This is a genomic window from Cupriavidus gilardii (assembly GCF_017598945.1).
GTDB classification, from domain to species: domain Bacteria; phylum Pseudomonadota; class Gammaproteobacteria; order Burkholderiales; family Burkholderiaceae; genus Cupriavidus; species Cupriavidus gilardii_E.
Map to the genome: position 1 here is coordinate 151,895 of NZ_JAGFTW010000002.1, position 15,670 is coordinate 167,564.

Genomic DNA, 15,670 nt, shown 5'->3' on the forward strand with positions numbered 1-15,670 from the left:
AGCGGCTATCGAATTGCGGCGTCCGCTTGCTGTTGCCGCCCTAGCCGCCCGCCTGCTCGAGCGCGCGCGCCACTGCGTCGACCCGCGCCTTGTGCACGCGCTCGCGGATCTGATCGACTTGCCCCGCGCACTCGCGCGCGATGGCGCCGGCATCGACGCTGGCGGCAGCCGCGCGCGCCGCGAGCAGGCGCGCCGGTTGCGGATAGTCGCGCTGTTCGAACCCCAGCCGCCCGCGTGCGTCTGCCTCGCAGGCCTGCAGCGCTTCGGCAAAGCGCTCGGGCTTGCGCAGCGCGTCGCAGCGCTCGAGCAGCCGCGTCACCGCGGCCGCATTGAATTCGCTGGAGCGATGGATATTGCCGTGCTCGCGCGCGACCAGCACGGCGAGGTCGCGGCAATCGGTCGGCACGCGCAGCCGCTTGCAGACCGCTTCGAGCAGCGCCACGCTGCGCTGCTCGTGGCCGATATGGCGCGGCAGCACGTCGGCCGGCGTGGTGCCCTTGCCCAGGTCATGGACCAGCGCGGCGAAGCGCACCGTCAACGGCGCCCGCATCGCGGCGGCGGTATCGACCACCATCATCACGTGCACGCCGGTGTCGATCTCGGGGTGATACTCGGCGCGCTGCGGCACGCCCCACAGCCGATCGAGCTCGGGGATCAGCCGCGCCAGCGCGCCGCACTCGCGCAGCACCTCGAACATCCGCGACGGACGCGCTTCCATCAGGCCGCGCGCCAGTTCCTGCCAGACCCGCTCGGCCACCAGCGCATCGACTTCGCCGCTGTCCACCATCACCCGCATCAGCGCCAGCGTCTCGGGCGCGACAGTAAAGTCGGGCAAGCGCGCCGCAAAGCGGGCCAACCGCAGGATGCGCACCGGGTCCTCGGCAAAGGCCGGCGATACGTGGCGGAACACGCGGGCGGCGAGGTCGCGCTGCCCGCCATGCGGGTCGATCACGGGACCGGCCAGCCGGCCCGCATCGTCGACGGCCTGCGCCATCGCGTTGATGGTCAGATCGCGCCGGATCAGGTCGTCCTCCAGCGTGACATCGGGCGAGCAATAGAACGCGAAGCCCTTGTAGCCGGCAGCGGTCTTGCGCTCGGTGCGCGCCAGCGCGTATTCCTCGCGGGTACGCGGATGCAGGAACACCGGGAAGTCCTTGCCGACCGGCTTGAAGCCGGCCGCCTCCATCTCCGCAGGGGTCGCGCCGACGACCACGTAGTCGCGGTCCTGGCTCGGCGTGCCCAGCAACTGGTCGCGGATGGCGCCGCCGACGGCGTAGATCTGCATCGAGCGTCCTTCAGTGATGGATCACGATCGCGTCGTCGCGGTCGGGCGCGGTGCGGTACGGCTCGTCCGGCGCGAGGAAGTCGCGCTCCTCGCGCGCCGCGGCGATCCAGCGCTGCAGCGCCGGCAGCTCGAGCACGAGGTCGGCATAGGCCTTGGCGTGTTCGGGCAGGTGAATGCCATAGGTAGCGAAGCGGCAAACGACCGGCGCGTAGTAGGCGTCAGCAATCGAGAATTCGCCGAACAGGAAGGGGCCGCCCTTGCCGAAGCGGTCGCGCGCCTGCTTCCACAGCTGCACGATGCGGTCGATGTCGCGCTGCACCGCGACGTTCCAGCCCATGCCGGGCAGCATCGCGCTCAGGTTCATCGGCAGCTGGCTGCGCAGATTGCCGAAGCCGGCATGCATCTCGGCACAGATCGAGCGGGCGAACGCGCGCGCGGCGGGGTCCCGCGGCCACAGCGGCTTGTCGGGAAAGCGCTCGGCCAGGTATTCGACGACGGCCAGCGAGTCCCACACCACGATATCGCCGTCGATCAGCGCCGGCACCTTGTTGGCCGGCGCATAGCGCCCGATCTCCTCGGCGAAGCTCGGCGTGAACAGGCGCACCGGCACTTCCTCGAACGGAATGCCGGTATGCGCCATCACCAGCCAGGGACGCAACGACCAGGAGGAATAGTTCTTGTTGCCGATGACGAGCTTCATTTGCGGGTCCTTGGAGAGGGAGAGCGCGAGGCGCGCACGGTGGTGGCAGGCGGGAGATGGCGACATTGCACGCCATGGCGCGCCACACTGCGCTTCAGGCCGAACATTGTAGCGAGCGGCCCTGGGGCGGACCAAACGAATTGGACTCGCAAGCGGTGTCAATATGGGTCACATAGCAGTGAGCATTGGACCGCTGCTGCCCTCTCCCCCAGCCCCTCTCCCGCAAGCGGGAGAGGGGAGCCGTCCGCCGGTGTTCTCCCTCTCCGGCAAGTGGGAGCGGGGAGCGGTCTGCCGGTGTTCTCCCTCTCCCGCTTGCGGGAGAGGGCCGGGGAGAGGGCAGCTCCGACGCATGCCTCACCGCCGATGCACGCTCGACCGCAGCGCCTCGAGCCGCGTCTCCCTGCCGCCCGACAGCGCCTCTGTCATGATCGCCTCCAGGCTGGTCGGATGCACCCCAAGCTCCGGCGCCATCGGCCCGGTCAGCACATTGTCCAGCCGCATCGAATCGAGGTTGTCGCGCGACAGCAAGGCGCCCGGCATATGTTCGAGCACTGCGGCCTGCAGCCGCGCCAGCGCGTCCGGCAGCGGCAGCACCGGCCGCGGATGGCCCGAGGCCTCGCCGGCGAAGCGCACCAGTTCCTCCAGCGTATAGACCTGCGGGCCGCCGAGTTCGTAGCAGCGGCCGATGGTCGCCGGGGTCGCCATCGCATTGACCATCGCCTGCGCCACGTCCTGCACGTAGACCGGCTGGAAGCGTGCCTGTGCGCAGGCCAGCGGCACCACCGGCGCAAGCCGCTGCATGCTGGCGAACAGGTTGAGGAAATGATCGTCGGGGCCGAACACCACCGACGGGCGGAACACGGTCCAGTCCAGGCCGCTGTCGCGCACCACCCGCTCGCCGTCGCCCTTGCTGCGCAGATACATCGACGGGCCGGCGCTGTCGGCACCGAGCGCGCTCATATGCAGCAGCCGGCGAACGCCGGTACGCCGCATCGATTCGATCAGCCGGCGCGGCAGTTCGACATGGGCGGCGGCAAACTCGGGCCCATAGGGGTCGCCCCGCCCGCCGTGCAGCACGCCGACCAGATTGACGACGATACCTTCGATGCCCAGCGAGCCGATCGCGCTGTCGAGCGCCGCCTCGTCGGTGACATCGAGCACCACGACCTCGACCCGCGGCAGCGCCAGCAGGTCGCGCGCATTGTCCTCGTTGCGGGTCGCCACCACGATGCGCTCGGGGTCCATCGGCGGGATCACCACCGTCGCGTGTTCGAGCGGCGCGTTGCTGTGGTTCGCCACGCCCGACAGGCGCGCGACCAGATGACTGCCGATAAAGCCGGAACCGCCGATGACCAGTACATTGCTCGTCAGCATGATGTCCTCCGTGGCACGGTGGCCGCGGCACGGCTGCCGCGGCGGGTTTCGACCCAGCGTTCGACCCAGCGTTCAACCCAGCGGCGGACATCGCGCGGCGCCGCCTTGCACAGGCGTGCCGCGCCGGCCAGGGCATGGCCGGCAGCGGTACCCGAACGGCGCGTACCAGGAGCGCCCTCGGGGCACCGTCAGCGGATCGTCACGGCAGGCTGGTGGTGGTGACCTGCGACGGCACCACGGTGCCCAGCCGCGCCTTCAGCGACTGCGGATGTCCGTGCATCAATGCAGCATAGTACGTGGCGTTGGAGAGCACATTCTTGACGTAGGTTCGCGTCTCCGTGAACGGAATGGTCTCGGCGAAGATCGCGCCCTCGACCGGCCGCGACAGGCTGGTGCGCCAGCTCTTCGGCCGCCCCGGGCCGGCGTTGTAGGCGGCCGAGGCCAGCGTCTGCGAGCTTTCCAGGTCGGTCAGCACCATGCTCATGTAGCTGGTGCCGAGCAGGATGTTGACGTTCGGATCGCTCATCATCGACGGCGTGAAGTCCGTCATGCCGATCTTGCGCGCGACGTACTTGGCCGTGGCCGGCATCACCTGCATCAGGCCATGCGCGCCGGCGGACGAGCGCGCGTTCATGATGAAACGCGACTCCTGCCGGATGATGCCGTAGGCCCACGCCATGTCGAGCCCGGCCTCGTCGGTGGCGCGCTGCATGATGTCGCGGAACGGCATCAGGAAGCGCAGCGAGAAGTCGTGCTGCGCCTGCGTGCGGTCGGCGGTGTTGACGGTGCGGTCCAGCAACGAGATGCGGCGCGCGTACTCGGCCGCGGCCAGCAGCTCGCGGTCGCTCATGCCGCGCAGCTCCCAGTTCCACTCGCGGTTGCCCTCGAAGCGCAGGTCCATGTCGTAGAACGCCTTGGCGCGCTGAAAGCCCGGGCGGGTGCGCATCGCCATGGCCTCGGTGTCGCTGACCTGGGTACGCGGCGGCAGCGTGATGCGCTGGCCCAGTTCCTCGCTGGCGAGCTGCCCGTAGAAATTGAAGCCGCTGGCAATCGACTGGTACTGCTGGCGGGCCTCCTCGGTGCGGCCCGCGTCGGCCAGCGCCCGGCCCAGCCAGTAGGTCCAGGCTGGGTCCTTGGTGCGCAATTCGGGGCGCATCGATTCGACTGCCAGGCGCACCAGCTTCCAGTCGCCTTGACGCAGCGCCGCGCGCACGCGCCATTCCTGCGTTTCGGTCGACAACCACTGATTGCCGCCCAGCTCGATCTGGCGCCGGAAGTAACCGGCCGCATCGGGCAGCAGCTTCTTGGCGGCGAACTGGCCGACCACGCCCCAGCCCGCGCCCTGCTCGTCGCGAGACAGGCTGCCCGAACTGGCCGTCAGGTAGGCGGCGGCCTGCCCGGGATCGTTGCGGGCCATCTTGACCACCGTGGCCAGCGTGTCGCCGTCGACGGCGCCATCGGGGACGGTCGCCGCGATGCGCCCGGCCAGCGTGGTGTAGTTCTGCTCCAGCGCCGTGCGGGCCTGGAAGGCGACGTCCGCGCGGGTGATCTGGCGGCTCTGGTACAGATAGCCGATCAGGTCGACGCAGCCCTCGCCATAGTTCTTCGGCTCGGTCAGCATCGCGCGCGCCTCGGCGGCGACGTTCTGCCCCTTCAGCGCGCGCGACAGCAGCGCATAGCACTCGACCTGGGTATCGTCCTTCAGCACGAACTGCGGATACTGCGCGTCGAAGTTGGCCCAGTCGCGGCGCTTGCCCAGCACCAGCAGCCAGTCGTTGCGCATGCGGTCGGCGATCGCCTCGCCCTGGTAGCGCTGCAGGAACGCGCGCACCTCGTCGTCCGGCGCGTCGATGCGCGCGAGGCCGGTGGCGTCGAACAGCTGCGGCTTGATGCGGAAGTATTCGACGTACGACGGCACCGGGTAGTCGACCAGCGTGGCCGAGATCGCATAGGCGCGGGCCACGTCGTTCTTGCGCGCGGCGTCGCGCAGCGCCCTGAAGGCGTCGTCCGGATTGCTCGGGATCATGGTCGACGCGGCGCCCTGCCCGTTCGACGATACCGTGCGCTTCTGCGCGGCGGCCGGCGTTGCCAGCAGCGTCCAGCTCAATGCGGTGGCGATCGCGGTCAATGCGAACTGTCCCGCACGCTGCCGATATACTCCCTTGCGCATCCTGTCTTTCCTTGTTGTGGCGGCCCGGCCGGCCTTCCATGTGGCTGCCGAACCGCTTGAAAACCAATAGTCCGCGGACATTATCACACGCACTTCACACCAGCCGATCGTGGACTAACACCCCGCTTCGGCACGTATTTCTCCCGCTCATGGCCAACGCACCGACCGGTCCGATCGATCCCCTGCCCTCGCCTCCTCAGCCATCCTCGGCGTCCGGCGATCCCGCCGCCGAGCGCCGGGCGCTGCGCGCTGCGCTGCTGGAGCGTCGCGCCAGCCTGCCGCAGCGGGCGCAGCTGGACGCGCGCATCGAGGCCGAGCTGGCCGCGCTGCTCGACTGGCTGCCGGTGCGTTGCCTGGGGTTCTACTGGCCGATCCAGCAGGAGTTCGACGCGCGCGGCCTGGTTGCGCGCTGGCTGGCGGCCGCGCCCGGGCGCGACGCCGCGCTGCCGGCCGTCAGCCGCCCGGCGGTGCCGCTGGACTTCCATCGCTGGACGCCGGACACGCCGATGCGCGAAGGGCGCTACGGCATCCCGGTGCCCGACGGCACGCCGGCCGTGGCGCCCGACGCGTTGCTGATTCCCTGTGTCGGTTTCAGCGCGCAGAAGTTCCGCCTGGGCTACGGCGGCGGCTTCTACGACCGCACGCTGGCCGCGCTGCCGGGCAAGCCGGTGGCGATCGGCATCGGCTACGAAAGCTGCCGGATCGATCTGGCACCCGGGGCGCACGACATCCCGATGGACTGGATGGTGACGGAGAACGGGCGCTTCTAGGCGCTAAGGCTCGGCGGGCCGGCGGACGTGCGGTCGTCCTCCGTCGCCGGCAACATCAGCGAATCGACCAGCGCCCGCATCCGGCGCCAGTGCGAGCCCTCCCAGAACACCCGCCGGCAAGCTTCACATGTCGAAAAACGCGCGTGCCGCTCGAGTACGGCCGGCGGCACGCGGCCGGCCACTTCCTCGCTGGAGGCCGCGCGCAGCGGCACATTGCAGCTCAGGCACAGCGAAAAGGGCCGTGCCTGCCGGCGCAGGTCCAGCCGCGTGAAGATCTCGCGCAGTTGCGCCTGCGGCTTGAGCGCCCGCACGTAGCAGCCGTGCGTGATGCTGCTGCGCTTGAGCAGCTCGCGGTCGCGGGTCAGCACGATGCGGCCCTCGCGCGCCGCGATGGCCTCGATCTCGCGATCGTCGAAGTGGTTGTCGTAGAGGGTGTCGTAGCCGGTCAGCCGCAGCAGGGCGGCCAGCCCGCCCAGGTGGGCGTCGGCGACGAAACGGGTGACCCGCAGCGGGGCCGGGCGTACCCGCAGCAGCGGCGTGACGTCGAGCGCCTCGAAGGTCGGGTAGACCGAGACCCGGTCGCCGTCGGCGAGCAGCCGGTCGAAGCCGGAGGACTCGCCGTTGACCAGGATCAGCTCGACCTCGGTGTGCGGCACGCCGAGCGCCTCGATCATGTGCTTGACCGTGGCCGCGCGGGCACACGGACAGGACCAGTCCCGTCCGCGCATCGCCGGGGGGAGGAAATCGTTCAGCTCCTCGTAGAAGCGGAACGTGGCGGTAACCATGCGGCACAGTATGCCACCGGCGGTGCGCACCGCATGGCCGCCATCGCGGCTGCGCGCCTTACAGCCTTACGGCCTTACACGCTTACAGCTTCAGCCGCTGCCAGATCGCCTTGGTCGCTCCCGCTGCGTTCAGCGTATAGAAATGCAGCCCCGGCACGCCGCCGGCCAGCAGCCGCTCGCACAGCGCGGTGACCACGTCGAGGCCGAAGGCGCGGATCGCTTCGCGGTCGTCGCCGAAGCTCTCCAGCCGCTTGGCGACCCAGCGCGGCACCTCGGCGCCGCACATCTCCGAGAAGCGCATCAGCTGCGAGTAGTTGGTGATCGGCATGATGCCCGGGACGATCGGCACATCGACGCCGAGCGCGCGCACGTCATCGACGAAGCGGAAGTACGCATCGGCGTTGAAGAAGTACTGGGTGATCGCCGAATCGGCGCCGGCCTTGACCTTGCGCACGAAGTTCTCGAGGTCGTGCCGCGGCGAGCGCGCCTGCGGGTGGTACTCCGGATAGGCGGCCACTTCGATATGGAACCAGTCGCCGGTCTCGGCGCGGATGAACTCGACCAGCTCGTTGGCATAGCGGAACTCGCCGATCTCGCCCATGCCGGAGGGCATGTCGCCGCGCAGCGCGACGATATGGCGGATGCCGTTGTCGCGGTACGTGCGCAGGATCTCGCGGATGCCGTCGCGAGTCGAGCCCACGCAGGACAGATGCGGCGCGGCGTCGATGCCGTCGCGCTGGATCTCCAGCACGGCGTCGAGCGTGCCCTGTTGCGTGGTGCCGCCGGCGCCGAAGGTCACCGAGATGTATTTGGGCCCCAGCGGGGCCAGCTGCGCACGGGTATTGCGCAGCTTTTCCCGGCCCTCGGGCGTCTTGGGCGGGAAAAACTCGAAGCTGTAGTAGCGGTCTTGCATGATGGGTGGCGCCGCCCCAGGGCGGCGCTGGGCAAAGGGAGCGCCCGGCGTCAGGCCACTTCGCGATCGCGCAGCAGCAGGCCGGCCAGCAGGGTCGAGATCACGCTGTACAGCAGCGAACCGAGCAGCGCGGTCCAGAAGCCCGACACGGTGAAGCCCGACAGCAGATTGCCGACGAACAGGAACAGCAGCGCGTTGATCACGAAGATGAACAGGCCCAGCGTCAGCAGCGTGACCGGCAAGGTCAGCAGCACCAGGATCGGCCGGATCAGCGTATTGATGACGGCCAGCACTGCCGCCGCGATCATCGCCGAGCCGAAGCCCCGTACTTCGATGCCGTCGACCACCGCGCTGATCGCGAACAGCGTCAGGGCGTTGATGATCCATACCGCCAGCAATCTCATGGCTACTCCTTGTCGGTGGAAAAGGACAAAGCGAAAACGCGCCGATTGCCCTTGGTGTACTCCCTCTCCCGCTTGCGGGAGAGGGTTGGGGAGAGGGCAAGGGCGTTCGCAGTGTCTTGCGACGGCGGCATGACCACCGCTCGTTCCCTCTCCCCCAACCCCTCTCCCGCAAGCGGGAGAGGGGAGCACCATCCGGGCAATCGGCCCGCAATTAATACCGGTAGTGATCCGCCTTGTACGGACCTTCCTTCGACACGCCGATATAGGCGGCCTGCTGGTCGGTCAGCTCGGTCAGCTGCGCGTTGAGCTTCTTGAGCTGCAGGCGCGCGACCTTCTCGTCCAGGTGCTTGGGCAGCGTGTAGACGCCGACCGGATACTTGCCGCTATCGCGCTCCTGCCACAGCTCGATCTGCGCCAGCGTCTGGTTGGCGAACGAGCTGCTCATCACGTACGACGGGTGGCCGGTCGCGCAGCCCAGATTCACCAGACGGCCCTTGGCCAGGATGATCAGCTTCTTGCCGTCGGGGAAGATCACGTGGTCGACCTGCGGCTTGATCTCGTCCCACTGGTACTTCTCCAGCGAGGCGATGTCGATCTCGTTGTCGAAGTGGCCGATGTTGCAGACGATCGCCTGGTCCTTCATCTTGGCCATGTGGTCGTGGGTGATCACATGGTAGTTGCCGGTGCAGGTCACGAAGATGTCGGCCTTGTCGGCCGCATATTCCATCGTCACCACGCGGTAGCCTTCCATCGCGGCCTGCAGCGCGCAGATCGGGTCGACCTCGGTGACCCACACCTGCGCCGACAACGCACGCAGCGCCTGCGCGCTGCCCTTGCCCACATCGCCGTAGCCGCACACCACCGCGACCTTGCCGGCGATCATCACGTCGGTGGCGCGCTTGATGCCGTCGACCAGCGATTCGCGGCAGCCGTACAGGTTGTCGAACTTGCTCTTGGTGACCGAGTCGTTGACGTTGATCGCCGGGAAGCGCAGTTCGCCCTTCTGGGCCATCTGGTACAGGCGGTGCACGCCGGTGGTGGTTTCCTCGGTGACGCCGCGGATCGCTTCCAGGTTGCGGCTGTACCAGCCCGAATCCTTGGCCAGCTTTTCCTTGATCGCGGCGAACAGATAGGTCTCTTCCTCGCTGCCCGGGTTGGCGATCACCGACGGATCGCGCTCGGCGCGCGCGCCCAGATGCAGCAGCAGCGTGGCATCGCCGCCGTCGTCCAGGATCATGTTCGGCGTGCCGCCGTCGGCCCAGTCGAAGATGCGGTGGGTGAAGTCCCAGTATTCCTTCAGCGATTCGCCCTTGAAGGCGAACACCGGCGTGCCGGAGGCGGCGATCGCGGCGGCGGCGTGGTCCTGGGTCGAGAAGATGTTGCACGAGGCCCAGCGCACGTCGGCGCCGAGCGCCTTCAGCGTCTCGATCAGCACCGCGGTCTGGATCGTCATGTGCAGGGAGCCGGCGATGCGGGCGCCCTTGAGCGGCTGGCTGGCGGCGAATTCCTCGCGGATCGCCATCAGGCCGGGCATTTCGGTTTCCGCGATGGCGATTTCCTTGCGGCCCCAGCCGGCCAGGCCGATGTCGGCCACCACGAAATCGTTCCTGAGATCGGTCACAGCGTTCATGTTTCACTCCGTCGAAGAGTGGACGCCGGTGAACAGAGGGGACGGGTTCCGCGGAGCGGCTGCGGTCGGCAGGGAAGCTGACGCAGCGTGCGGATAGGTCGACTCGCCACCGTGCGAACCACGGTTCAGCGAGCGCCGTTGAAGACATTCCGAGCCTGGCGGATGGCAGAATGCGGGGTTGGGCCCGCGCACCGTCCGTTGCAACGCTCCTCGGAGTGGCGGTATTGTACCTGCCCTGCGCGGCGACGGTGTGCCGCTCTCCGATTTCTTTTCGGCAGGTCCGGACCCGGCCCGCAAGCCGCCGCCGGCCGTCCCGGACCTCGCCTTTCGACTCGCTATGACCGCCCTTCCCCCCCGTACCCTGACCATCGCCGGCTCCGATTCCGGCGGCGGCGCCGGCATCCAGGCCGACCTGAAGACCTTCGCCGCGCTCGGCTGCTACGGCATGAGCGCGATCACCGCGATCACCGCGCAGAACACGCTCGGCGTGACCGGCGTGCACGCGATCCCGGCCGAGATGGTGGCGGCGCAGATCGACGCGGTGGCCAGCGATATCGGCATCGATGCCGCCAAGACCGGCATGCTGGGCACGGCGGCGATCGTCGAGGCGGTGGCCGCCGCGGTCGACCGCCACGGCCTGCGCAAGCTGGTGGTCGATCCGGTGATGGTGGCCACCTCCGGCGCGACGCTGTCGGACGACGCCACCGCGCAGGCGATGGTGCGGCTGCTGTTCCCGCGCGCGCTGCTGGTCACGCCCAATCTGCCCGAGGCCTCGTACCTGCTGGGCCGGCCGGTCACCCGCCGCGCCGACATGGAGCGCGCCGCGCAGGAATTGATCGAACTGGGCTGCCAGGCGGTGCTGCTCAAGGGCGGACACCTGGCCGAAGCCGGTCAGGACAGCCTGGACGATCTGCTGATGAGTGCCGACGGCAGCGTGCGCGTGTTCAGCCATCCGCGCATCGAGACCCGCAATCTGCACGGCACCGGCTGCACGCTGGCCGCCGCGATCGCCTCGCAACTGGCGCGCGGCGACACGCTGGAACAGGCGGTCGGCACCGCGCTGGACTTTGTCGCCCAGGCCATCGCCGCCGGCGCGGACCTGCGGCTGGGGGCCGGCAATGGCCCGCTGAACCATGGATTCGCGCCGCGGGTGTTGGGGTGAAGTCAGTTGGGGAGAGGCGCTCGATTGCCCTCTCCCCCACCCCTCTCCCGCAAGCGGGAGAGGGGAGTGAGGTCTGCGTACGACGTAGGCGACGCTGCCGTTATCGCCGGTTTGCTCCCCTCGCCCGCTTGCGGGAGAGGGGCCGGGGGAGAGGGCAAAGAGCGCCCGCTCAGCCAACGGGGCGAATCATCGCACCACTCAATTCCCCCCGGCCGACAACGGCACCAGCTTGAACGCCGCCCGCGCCACGCACACCACGTTGCCGGCCGCGTCCTTGACCTCGCCGTCGCAGAACGCGATCCGCGCGCCGCGGCGCATGCAGCGGGCTTCGAAGGTCAGCTCGCCGCGCGCGGCGGCCAGGAAGTGGGTCGACATGTCGATCGTGATCACGCCGGTCTCCAGCGGCGCATGCGAGCGCGCCGCGCCGCTGAGCGTGAAGTCCAGCACCGCCATCAGCGTGCCGCCATGCACGTCGCCACGGCTGTTGACGAGGGCGGGATTCGCGGGCAGCCGCGTCCGGCACAGCCCCTCCTCGATATGGACGGGCTGCAGGCCCAGATGCCGCATCAGCGGGACGTCGATGCCGAAATAGGGCTTTTCGGCGGTGCCCGGCGCGACCGGAACGATCTGCGGGACGATTTGCGCACTGCTTTCCAAAACCACTTCCTTACTCGAGTTCGATCACGACCTGGCCCTCGGCGACCGCATCGCCGGGTTGCACCAGGATGGCCTTGACGACGCCGGCCTGCTCGGACTCGAGCGGGATTTCCATCTTCATCGACTCGATGGTCATCACGGCATCGCCGGCCGCAATGGTAGCGCCAACTTGCACGTCGACGGCGCAGACATGGCCGGCGACGGCCGCTTCGATTTGCTTCATGGGGAGCTCCGGGGATCAGGATGTCAGGGTGGATGCGGCTTCCGGCGTCGCGCCGGTGGTCAATGTTGCGCCGGCCAGCACGCGCTGCGCGAGGCCCGTATCGATGCGTCCGGCGATGAAATCGTCATCGCCGAGCACCCGCTGGATGAACGGGATATTGGTCTTGACGCCCTCGATGGCGAAGGCGTCCAGCGCCGCGCGCAGCCGCGCAATCGCCTGCGGCCGATCGCCACCGGTGGCGATCACCTTGGCCACCATCGGGTCGTAGTAAGGGGTGACACGGCCGCCCTCGGCATAGCCGGTCTCGACCCGCACGCCTTCGCCCGCCGGCGGCCGATACACCGTCAGCGGCCCGGGCGACGGCAGAAAGCGCACCGGGTCCTCGGCATAGACGCGCGCCTCGATCGCGTGGCCGCGCAGCCGGACCGGCGCGGGCAACACCGCCTCGATCGGCTCGCCGCGCGCCAGCCGCAGCTGCGCCGCGACGATATCGATGCCGGTGACCTGCTCGGTGACGGCGTGCTCGACCTGCAGCCGCGTGTTGAGCTCGAGAAAGACGAAGCCGGTCGCCGGCGTGTACAGCATCTCGACGGTGCCGATCACGTCGTAGCCGAGCGTGGCAAGCAGCGCGGCCAGGCGCTTTGCCATCGCGTCGATCGCGTCGGCCGGCACGTTGGGCGCGCGCGCTTCCTCGATGACCTTCTGATGGCGCCGCTGCACCGAGCAGTCGCGCTCGCCCAGCACCCGCACGCCGCCATAGCGGTCGGCCAGCACCTGAAACTCGATATGGCGCGGCCGCTCGATCAGCTTCTCCAGATACAGCTCGGCCTGGCCGAAGCTGCGCTGCGCAACCGAGCGGGCGCGCTGCCATGCCGCGGCCAGCTCGCTGTCGTCGCGCGCCGGCAGCATGCCGATGCCACCGCCGCCACCGGCGGGCTTGATCAGCACGGGATAGCCGATGCGCGCGGCGGCCTGGGCGACGACCGCCGGATCGTCGGGCAGCACCGCGCTGCTCGGCGTCATCGGCATGCCGTGGGTCGCCATCAGCGCGCGCGCCTCGGTCTTGTGGCCGAGCCGGCGGATCCAGCGCGACGACGGACCGATGAAACACAGACCCGCCGCCTCCACACGCTCGGCGAAGCCGGCGTTCTCCGACAGAAAGCCGTAGCCCGGATGCACGCCGTCGGCGCCATGCTCGCGGGCGATCTGCAGCAGCGCGTCCTGGTTCAGATAGCTCTGCAGCGGCGGGGCCTCGCCCAGACGCACGCGCACGGTCGCCTGCTGCAGGTACGGCGCCTCGGCATCGGCGTCGGAATAGACGGCGATCGATTCGATGCCCTGCGCGTTCAGCGCGCGCAGGATGCGTGCCGCGACCGCGCCGCGGTTGGCGACCAGCACGCGGCGCAACGGACGGATCTGCAGTTTGGGCGTCATCGCTTCGCCCCCTCGCCGGCGGCGCTGCGGACCACCACCGCATCCACGATGACCGGAGCGGCATCGCCGCGCGGCACGATCACCGGATTGGCATCGACCGATTCCGCCGCACGTCCGGCCTCGCTGCCGGCGAACCAGTCGCCCAGCGCCACCAGCATCGCCGCCAGCCGTTCGACATCGACCGCCGGCATGCCGCGCACGGCGCCGAACGCGCGGGCGATATGCAGGCGAGCGATGGCCTCGCGCGCCTGCGCGGCCGAGAACGGCGCGGGGAGGAACTGCACGTCGTCCAGCGCCTCGACCAGCACGCCGCCCTGCCCGATCATCACGACCGGTCCGTACACCGGATCGCGATGCGCGCCGACCGCCAGTTCGAAGGCCCCCTTGTGCTGGCGCGCGATCAGCACGCCGCCGTGTTCGACGCCCTGCTCGGCGGCCAGCGTGCGCAGCCTTGCATCGAGCGCGTCGAAGGCGGCCAGCGTGCTTTCCTCGCTGTCCAGCCCCAGCCGCACCAGCCCGTATTCGGACTTGTGCGTGATCGACGCGGACACGCCCTTGGCCACCACCGGCAAACCCAGCTCGGCAACGGCACGCCGCACCTGCTCCCGGTCGCGGCACAGGCGATGGGCCACCGCCGGCAATCCGGCCGCGGCCAGCTGCGCCAGGCTTTGCACTTCGTCGAGCGTGATCGTCGCCGACGATGCCGCCAGGCTGGCCGGGGTCTGCGGGGCCGGCGCCTCCAACACCGCGGCACGCGCCTGCACATAGCGCGACAGCAGACCCAGCGCACGCATTGCCGCGCGCTCGCTGTCGAACACCGGCACACCGTGCTTGCGGAAGGCCTGCGCGACCCACTCCTGATTGGCGCTGACTACGACCGGCACGCCGCTCGCCGAAGCGAATCGCCCGGTCTGCGCGGAGAAGTCGTCGAAGTCGTAGCCTTCTCCGCCGATCGGGAAGCCGACGTGAATCATGTCGGCGGCCCCGCGCGCGGCCACCGCGTCGAGCGTGCGGCCGAAGATCTGCGGCTGGCCGAGCAGCGCGGTGGTCATGTCGATCGGATTGCGCGCGCTGACATAGCTCGGCAGCACGGCGCGCAGCGCCTCGGTACCGGCCGCGTCGAATTCGACCAGACGCAGCCCTTCATCCTCGGCCGCATCGGCCGCCAGCACGCAGGTCGCGCCGGAATTGCTGATCGCCACCACGCCATCCCCGCGCGGCCGCTGGCCGCCGATGAAGACCTGACAGTACTCGGACAGCTCGCGGAAGTCCGCCACGCGCACGATGCCATGGCGCCGCAGGAAGGCGTCGGCGAGCGCATCCTCGCCGGCCAGCGCGCCGGTGTGCGAACTCGCAGTCAGTTGCCCGGCCTGCGTGCGGCCCGCCTTGACGGCGAGAATCGGCACGTCGCGCTGGTGCGCCAGCCGCGCGGCCTGCGCCAGCATCTGGGGGTCGCGCAGCGACTCGATATAGAGCAGCACCACGCGCACGCGCTCGTCGTGCAGCACCGCATCCACAACCTCGGCGGCGCTGACGTCGGCCTCGTTGCCCGTTGCGACCATATAGCGCACGCCGATGCCCTTGCGACGCAGCCCGCCGTAGACGATGGCCGACCCCGCGCCGCTCTGGCTGACGATGGCGACCGGGCCGTCCTGCCCCGGTTCTTCGTTGATCATCGTCGAGAAATGCGCGATCGCGCCGCTGGAGAAGTTCGCCAGCCCCTGCGTGTTCGGACCGAACAACCGCAGCCCGCCGGCGCGGGCACGTTCGACCAGCCGGCGCTGCTGCGCCGCGCCTGCCTCGCCCAGTTCGGCGAAGCCCGAGGAATAGATCACCGCGCCGCGCGCGCCGATCGCCAGGCACTGGTCGATCGCCTGCTCGACCTCCGAACCCGGCACGCTGATCACGACCAGGTCGGGCGCGGACGGCAGAGCGTCCAGCGACGGATAGGCGGTCAGCCCCTGGATCGTCGCGCGATTCGGATTGACCGGATAGATCGCGCCGGCAAAGCCCTGCCGCCGCATATAGTCGATCGGCCGACCGCCGGCCTTGACCGCATTGTCGGAGGCGCCGAGCACCGCGACCGAGCGCGGCGACAGCAGCGACAGCAGCGCGCTGCCTTCTGCCGACGCCGCCGGATTGACATGAAGATCGGTCATCGCG

The 15,670-nt window shown here is 69.4% G+C and carries 14 protein-coding genes and 1 riboswitch; of the genes, 2 read left to right on the forward strand and 12 right to left on the reverse strand.

Translation table 11 applies throughout. The annotated features are described in order from the left end of the window. Positions 1-40 precede the first annotated feature (40 nt). The 4 genes from J5T34_RS00925 to J5T34_RS00940 all read right to left on the reverse strand — a co-directional run bounded on the left by J5T34_RS00925 (position 41) and on the right by J5T34_RS00940 (position 5,529). Positions 41-1,285, reverse strand: coding sequence for a multifunctional CCA addition/repair protein (locus tag J5T34_RS00925; RefSeq protein WP_208577625.1), 1,245 nt, complete (start codon positions 1,283-1,285; stop codon positions 41-43). 10 nt (positions 1,286-1,295) lie between these two features. Then, positions 1,296-1,985, reverse strand: coding sequence for a glutathione S-transferase family protein (locus J5T34_RS00930; RefSeq protein WP_208577627.1), 690 nt, complete (start codon positions 1,983-1,985; stop codon positions 1,296-1,298). A gap of 354 nt (positions 1,986-2,339) precedes the next feature. Beyond that, complete coding sequence (locus J5T34_RS00935; protein ID WP_208577629.1) at positions 2,340-3,359, reverse strand: complex I NDUFA9 subunit family protein; 1,020 nt, start codon at positions 3,357-3,359, stop codon at positions 2,340-2,342. 199 nt (positions 3,360-3,558) lie between these two features. After that, on the reverse strand, positions 3,559-5,529 hold the full coding sequence (locus J5T34_RS00940) for a lytic transglycosylase domain-containing protein (protein ID WP_208577631.1): 1,971 nt from the start codon (positions 5,527-5,529) through the stop codon (positions 3,559-3,561). Between the two features lie 149 nt (positions 5,530-5,678). Between J5T34_RS00940 and J5T34_RS00945 the strand changes: the two genes are divergently transcribed. Then, positions 5,679-6,299, forward strand: coding sequence for a 5-formyltetrahydrofolate cyclo-ligase (locus J5T34_RS00945; protein WP_208577633.1), 621 nt, complete (start codon positions 5,679-5,681; stop codon positions 6,297-6,299). Here the strand turns inward: J5T34_RS00945 and J5T34_RS00950 are convergent. The 4 genes from J5T34_RS00950 to ahcY form a co-directional block, all read right to left on the reverse strand. Further along, positions 6,296-7,084, reverse strand: a complete 789-nt coding sequence (locus J5T34_RS00950; RefSeq protein WP_208577635.1) for a Mut7-C ubiquitin/RNAse domain-containing protein — start codon at positions 7,082-7,084, stop codon at positions 6,296-6,298. The two genes, J5T34_RS00945 and J5T34_RS00950, sit on opposite strands and share 4 nt — an antisense overlap. 82 nt (positions 7,085-7,166) lie before the next feature. Continuing rightward, the gene (gene metF / locus J5T34_RS00955) at positions 7,167-7,997 is read right to left on the reverse strand and encodes a methylenetetrahydrofolate reductase [NAD(P)H] (protein ID WP_208577637.1); all 831 of its coding nucleotides are present in this window, start codon (positions 7,995-7,997) and stop codon (positions 7,167-7,169) included. Positions 7,998-8,047: 50 nt separating this feature from the next. Next, entirely contained in the window at positions 8,048-8,401 is a 354-nt protein-coding gene (locus J5T34_RS00960; RefSeq protein WP_174107668.1) for a phage holin family protein, read from the reverse strand. Between the two features lie 211 nt (positions 8,402-8,612). Then, the gene (gene ahcY / locus J5T34_RS00965; protein ID WP_208577639.1) at positions 8,613-10,031 is read right to left on the reverse strand and encodes an adenosylhomocysteinase; all 1,419 of its coding nucleotides are present in this window, start codon (positions 10,029-10,031) and stop codon (positions 8,613-8,615) included. A 123-nt stretch (positions 10,032-10,154) separates the two neighbouring features. Continuing rightward, a riboswitch (S-adenosyl-L-homocysteine riboswitch) is annotated at positions 10,155-10,249 on the reverse strand. A gap of 119 nt (positions 10,250-10,368) precedes the next feature. Here ahcY and thiD point away from each other — a divergent pair. Further along, positions 10,369-11,193 carry a bifunctional hydroxymethylpyrimidine kinase/phosphomethylpyrimidine kinase gene (thiD, locus tag J5T34_RS00970; protein ID WP_208577641.1) on the forward strand — a complete coding sequence of 275 codons (825 nt, stop codon included), beginning with the start codon at positions 10,369-10,371 and terminating at the stop codon, positions 11,191-11,193. A gap of 198 nt (positions 11,194-11,391) precedes the next feature. Here thiD and J5T34_RS00975 read toward each other — a convergent pair whose 3' ends face one another. From J5T34_RS00975 to J5T34_RS00990, 4 genes are read right to left on the reverse strand one after another with little or no spacing between them, the layout of a single operon-like run. Next, complete coding sequence (locus J5T34_RS00975) at positions 11,392-11,832, reverse strand: PaaI family thioesterase (RefSeq protein ID WP_432207618.1); 441 nt, start codon at positions 11,830-11,832, stop codon at positions 11,392-11,394. A gap of 28 nt (positions 11,833-11,860) precedes the next feature. Then, positions 11,861-12,073, reverse strand: coding sequence for an acetyl-CoA carboxylase biotin carboxyl carrier protein subunit (locus tag J5T34_RS00980; RefSeq protein ID WP_006580124.1), 213 nt, complete (start codon positions 12,071-12,073; stop codon positions 11,861-11,863). Between the two features lie 15 nt (positions 12,074-12,088). After that, entirely contained in the window at positions 12,089-13,507 is a 1,419-nt protein-coding gene (locus J5T34_RS00985; RefSeq protein ID WP_208577645.1) for an acetyl-CoA carboxylase biotin carboxylase subunit, read from the reverse strand. Beyond that, positions 13,504-15,666 (reverse strand): acetate--CoA ligase family protein, encoded by a 2,163-nt coding sequence (locus tag J5T34_RS00990; protein WP_208577647.1) that lies wholly within the window; start codon positions 15,664-15,666, stop codon positions 13,504-13,506. The genes J5T34_RS00985 and J5T34_RS00990 overlap by 4 nt, the downstream gene beginning before the upstream one ends. Between the last annotated feature and the right edge of the window lie 4 nt (positions 15,667-15,670).

Excerpts from the sequence above, each read along its gene's own strand:
- J5T34_RS00925 (WP_208577625.1), bottom strand. The coding sequence starts at position 1,285 with ATGCAGATCTACGCCGTCGGCGGCGCCATCCGCGACCAGTTGCTGGGC.
- J5T34_RS00930 (WP_208577627.1), bottom strand. The coding sequence starts at position 1,985 with ATGAAGCTCGTCATCGGCAACAAGAACTATTCCTCCTGGTCGTTGCGT.
- J5T34_RS00935 (WP_208577629.1), bottom strand. The coding sequence starts at position 3,359 with ATGCTGACGAGCAATGTACTGGTCATCGGCGGTTCCGGCTTTATCGGC.
- J5T34_RS00940 (WP_208577631.1), bottom strand. The coding sequence starts at position 5,529 with ATGCGCAAGGGAGTATATCGGCAGCGTGCGGGACAGTTCGCATTGACC.
- J5T34_RS00945 (WP_208577633.1), top strand. The coding sequence starts at position 5,679 with ATGGCCAACGCACCGACCGGTCCGATCGATCCCCTGCCCTCGCCTCCT.
- J5T34_RS00950 (WP_208577635.1), bottom strand. The coding sequence starts at position 7,084 with ATGGTTACCGCCACGTTCCGCTTCTACGAGGAGCTGAACGATTTCCTC.
- metF (WP_208577637.1), bottom strand. The coding sequence starts at position 7,997 with ATGCAAGACCGCTACTACAGCTTCGAGTTTTTCCCGCCCAAGACGCCC.
- J5T34_RS00960 (WP_174107668.1), bottom strand. The coding sequence starts at position 8,401 with ATGAGATTGCTGGCGGTATGGATCATCAACGCCCTGACGCTGTTCGCG.
- ahcY (WP_208577639.1), bottom strand. The coding sequence starts at position 10,031 with ATGAACGCTGTGACCGATCTCAGGAACGATTTCGTGGTGGCCGACATC.
- thiD (WP_208577641.1), top strand. The coding sequence starts at position 10,369 with ATGACCGCCCTTCCCCCCCGTACCCTGACCATCGCCGGCTCCGATTCC.
- J5T34_RS00980 (WP_006580124.1), bottom strand. The coding sequence starts at position 12,073 with ATGAAGCAAATCGAAGCGGCCGTCGCCGGCCATGTCTGCGCCGTCGAC.
- J5T34_RS00985 (WP_208577645.1), bottom strand. The coding sequence starts at position 13,507 with ATGACGCCCAAACTGCAGATCCGTCCGTTGCGCCGCGTGCTGGTCGCC.
- J5T34_RS00990 (WP_208577647.1), bottom strand. The coding sequence starts at position 15,666 with ATGACCGATCTTCATGTCAATCCGGCGGCGTCGGCAGAAGGCAGCGCG.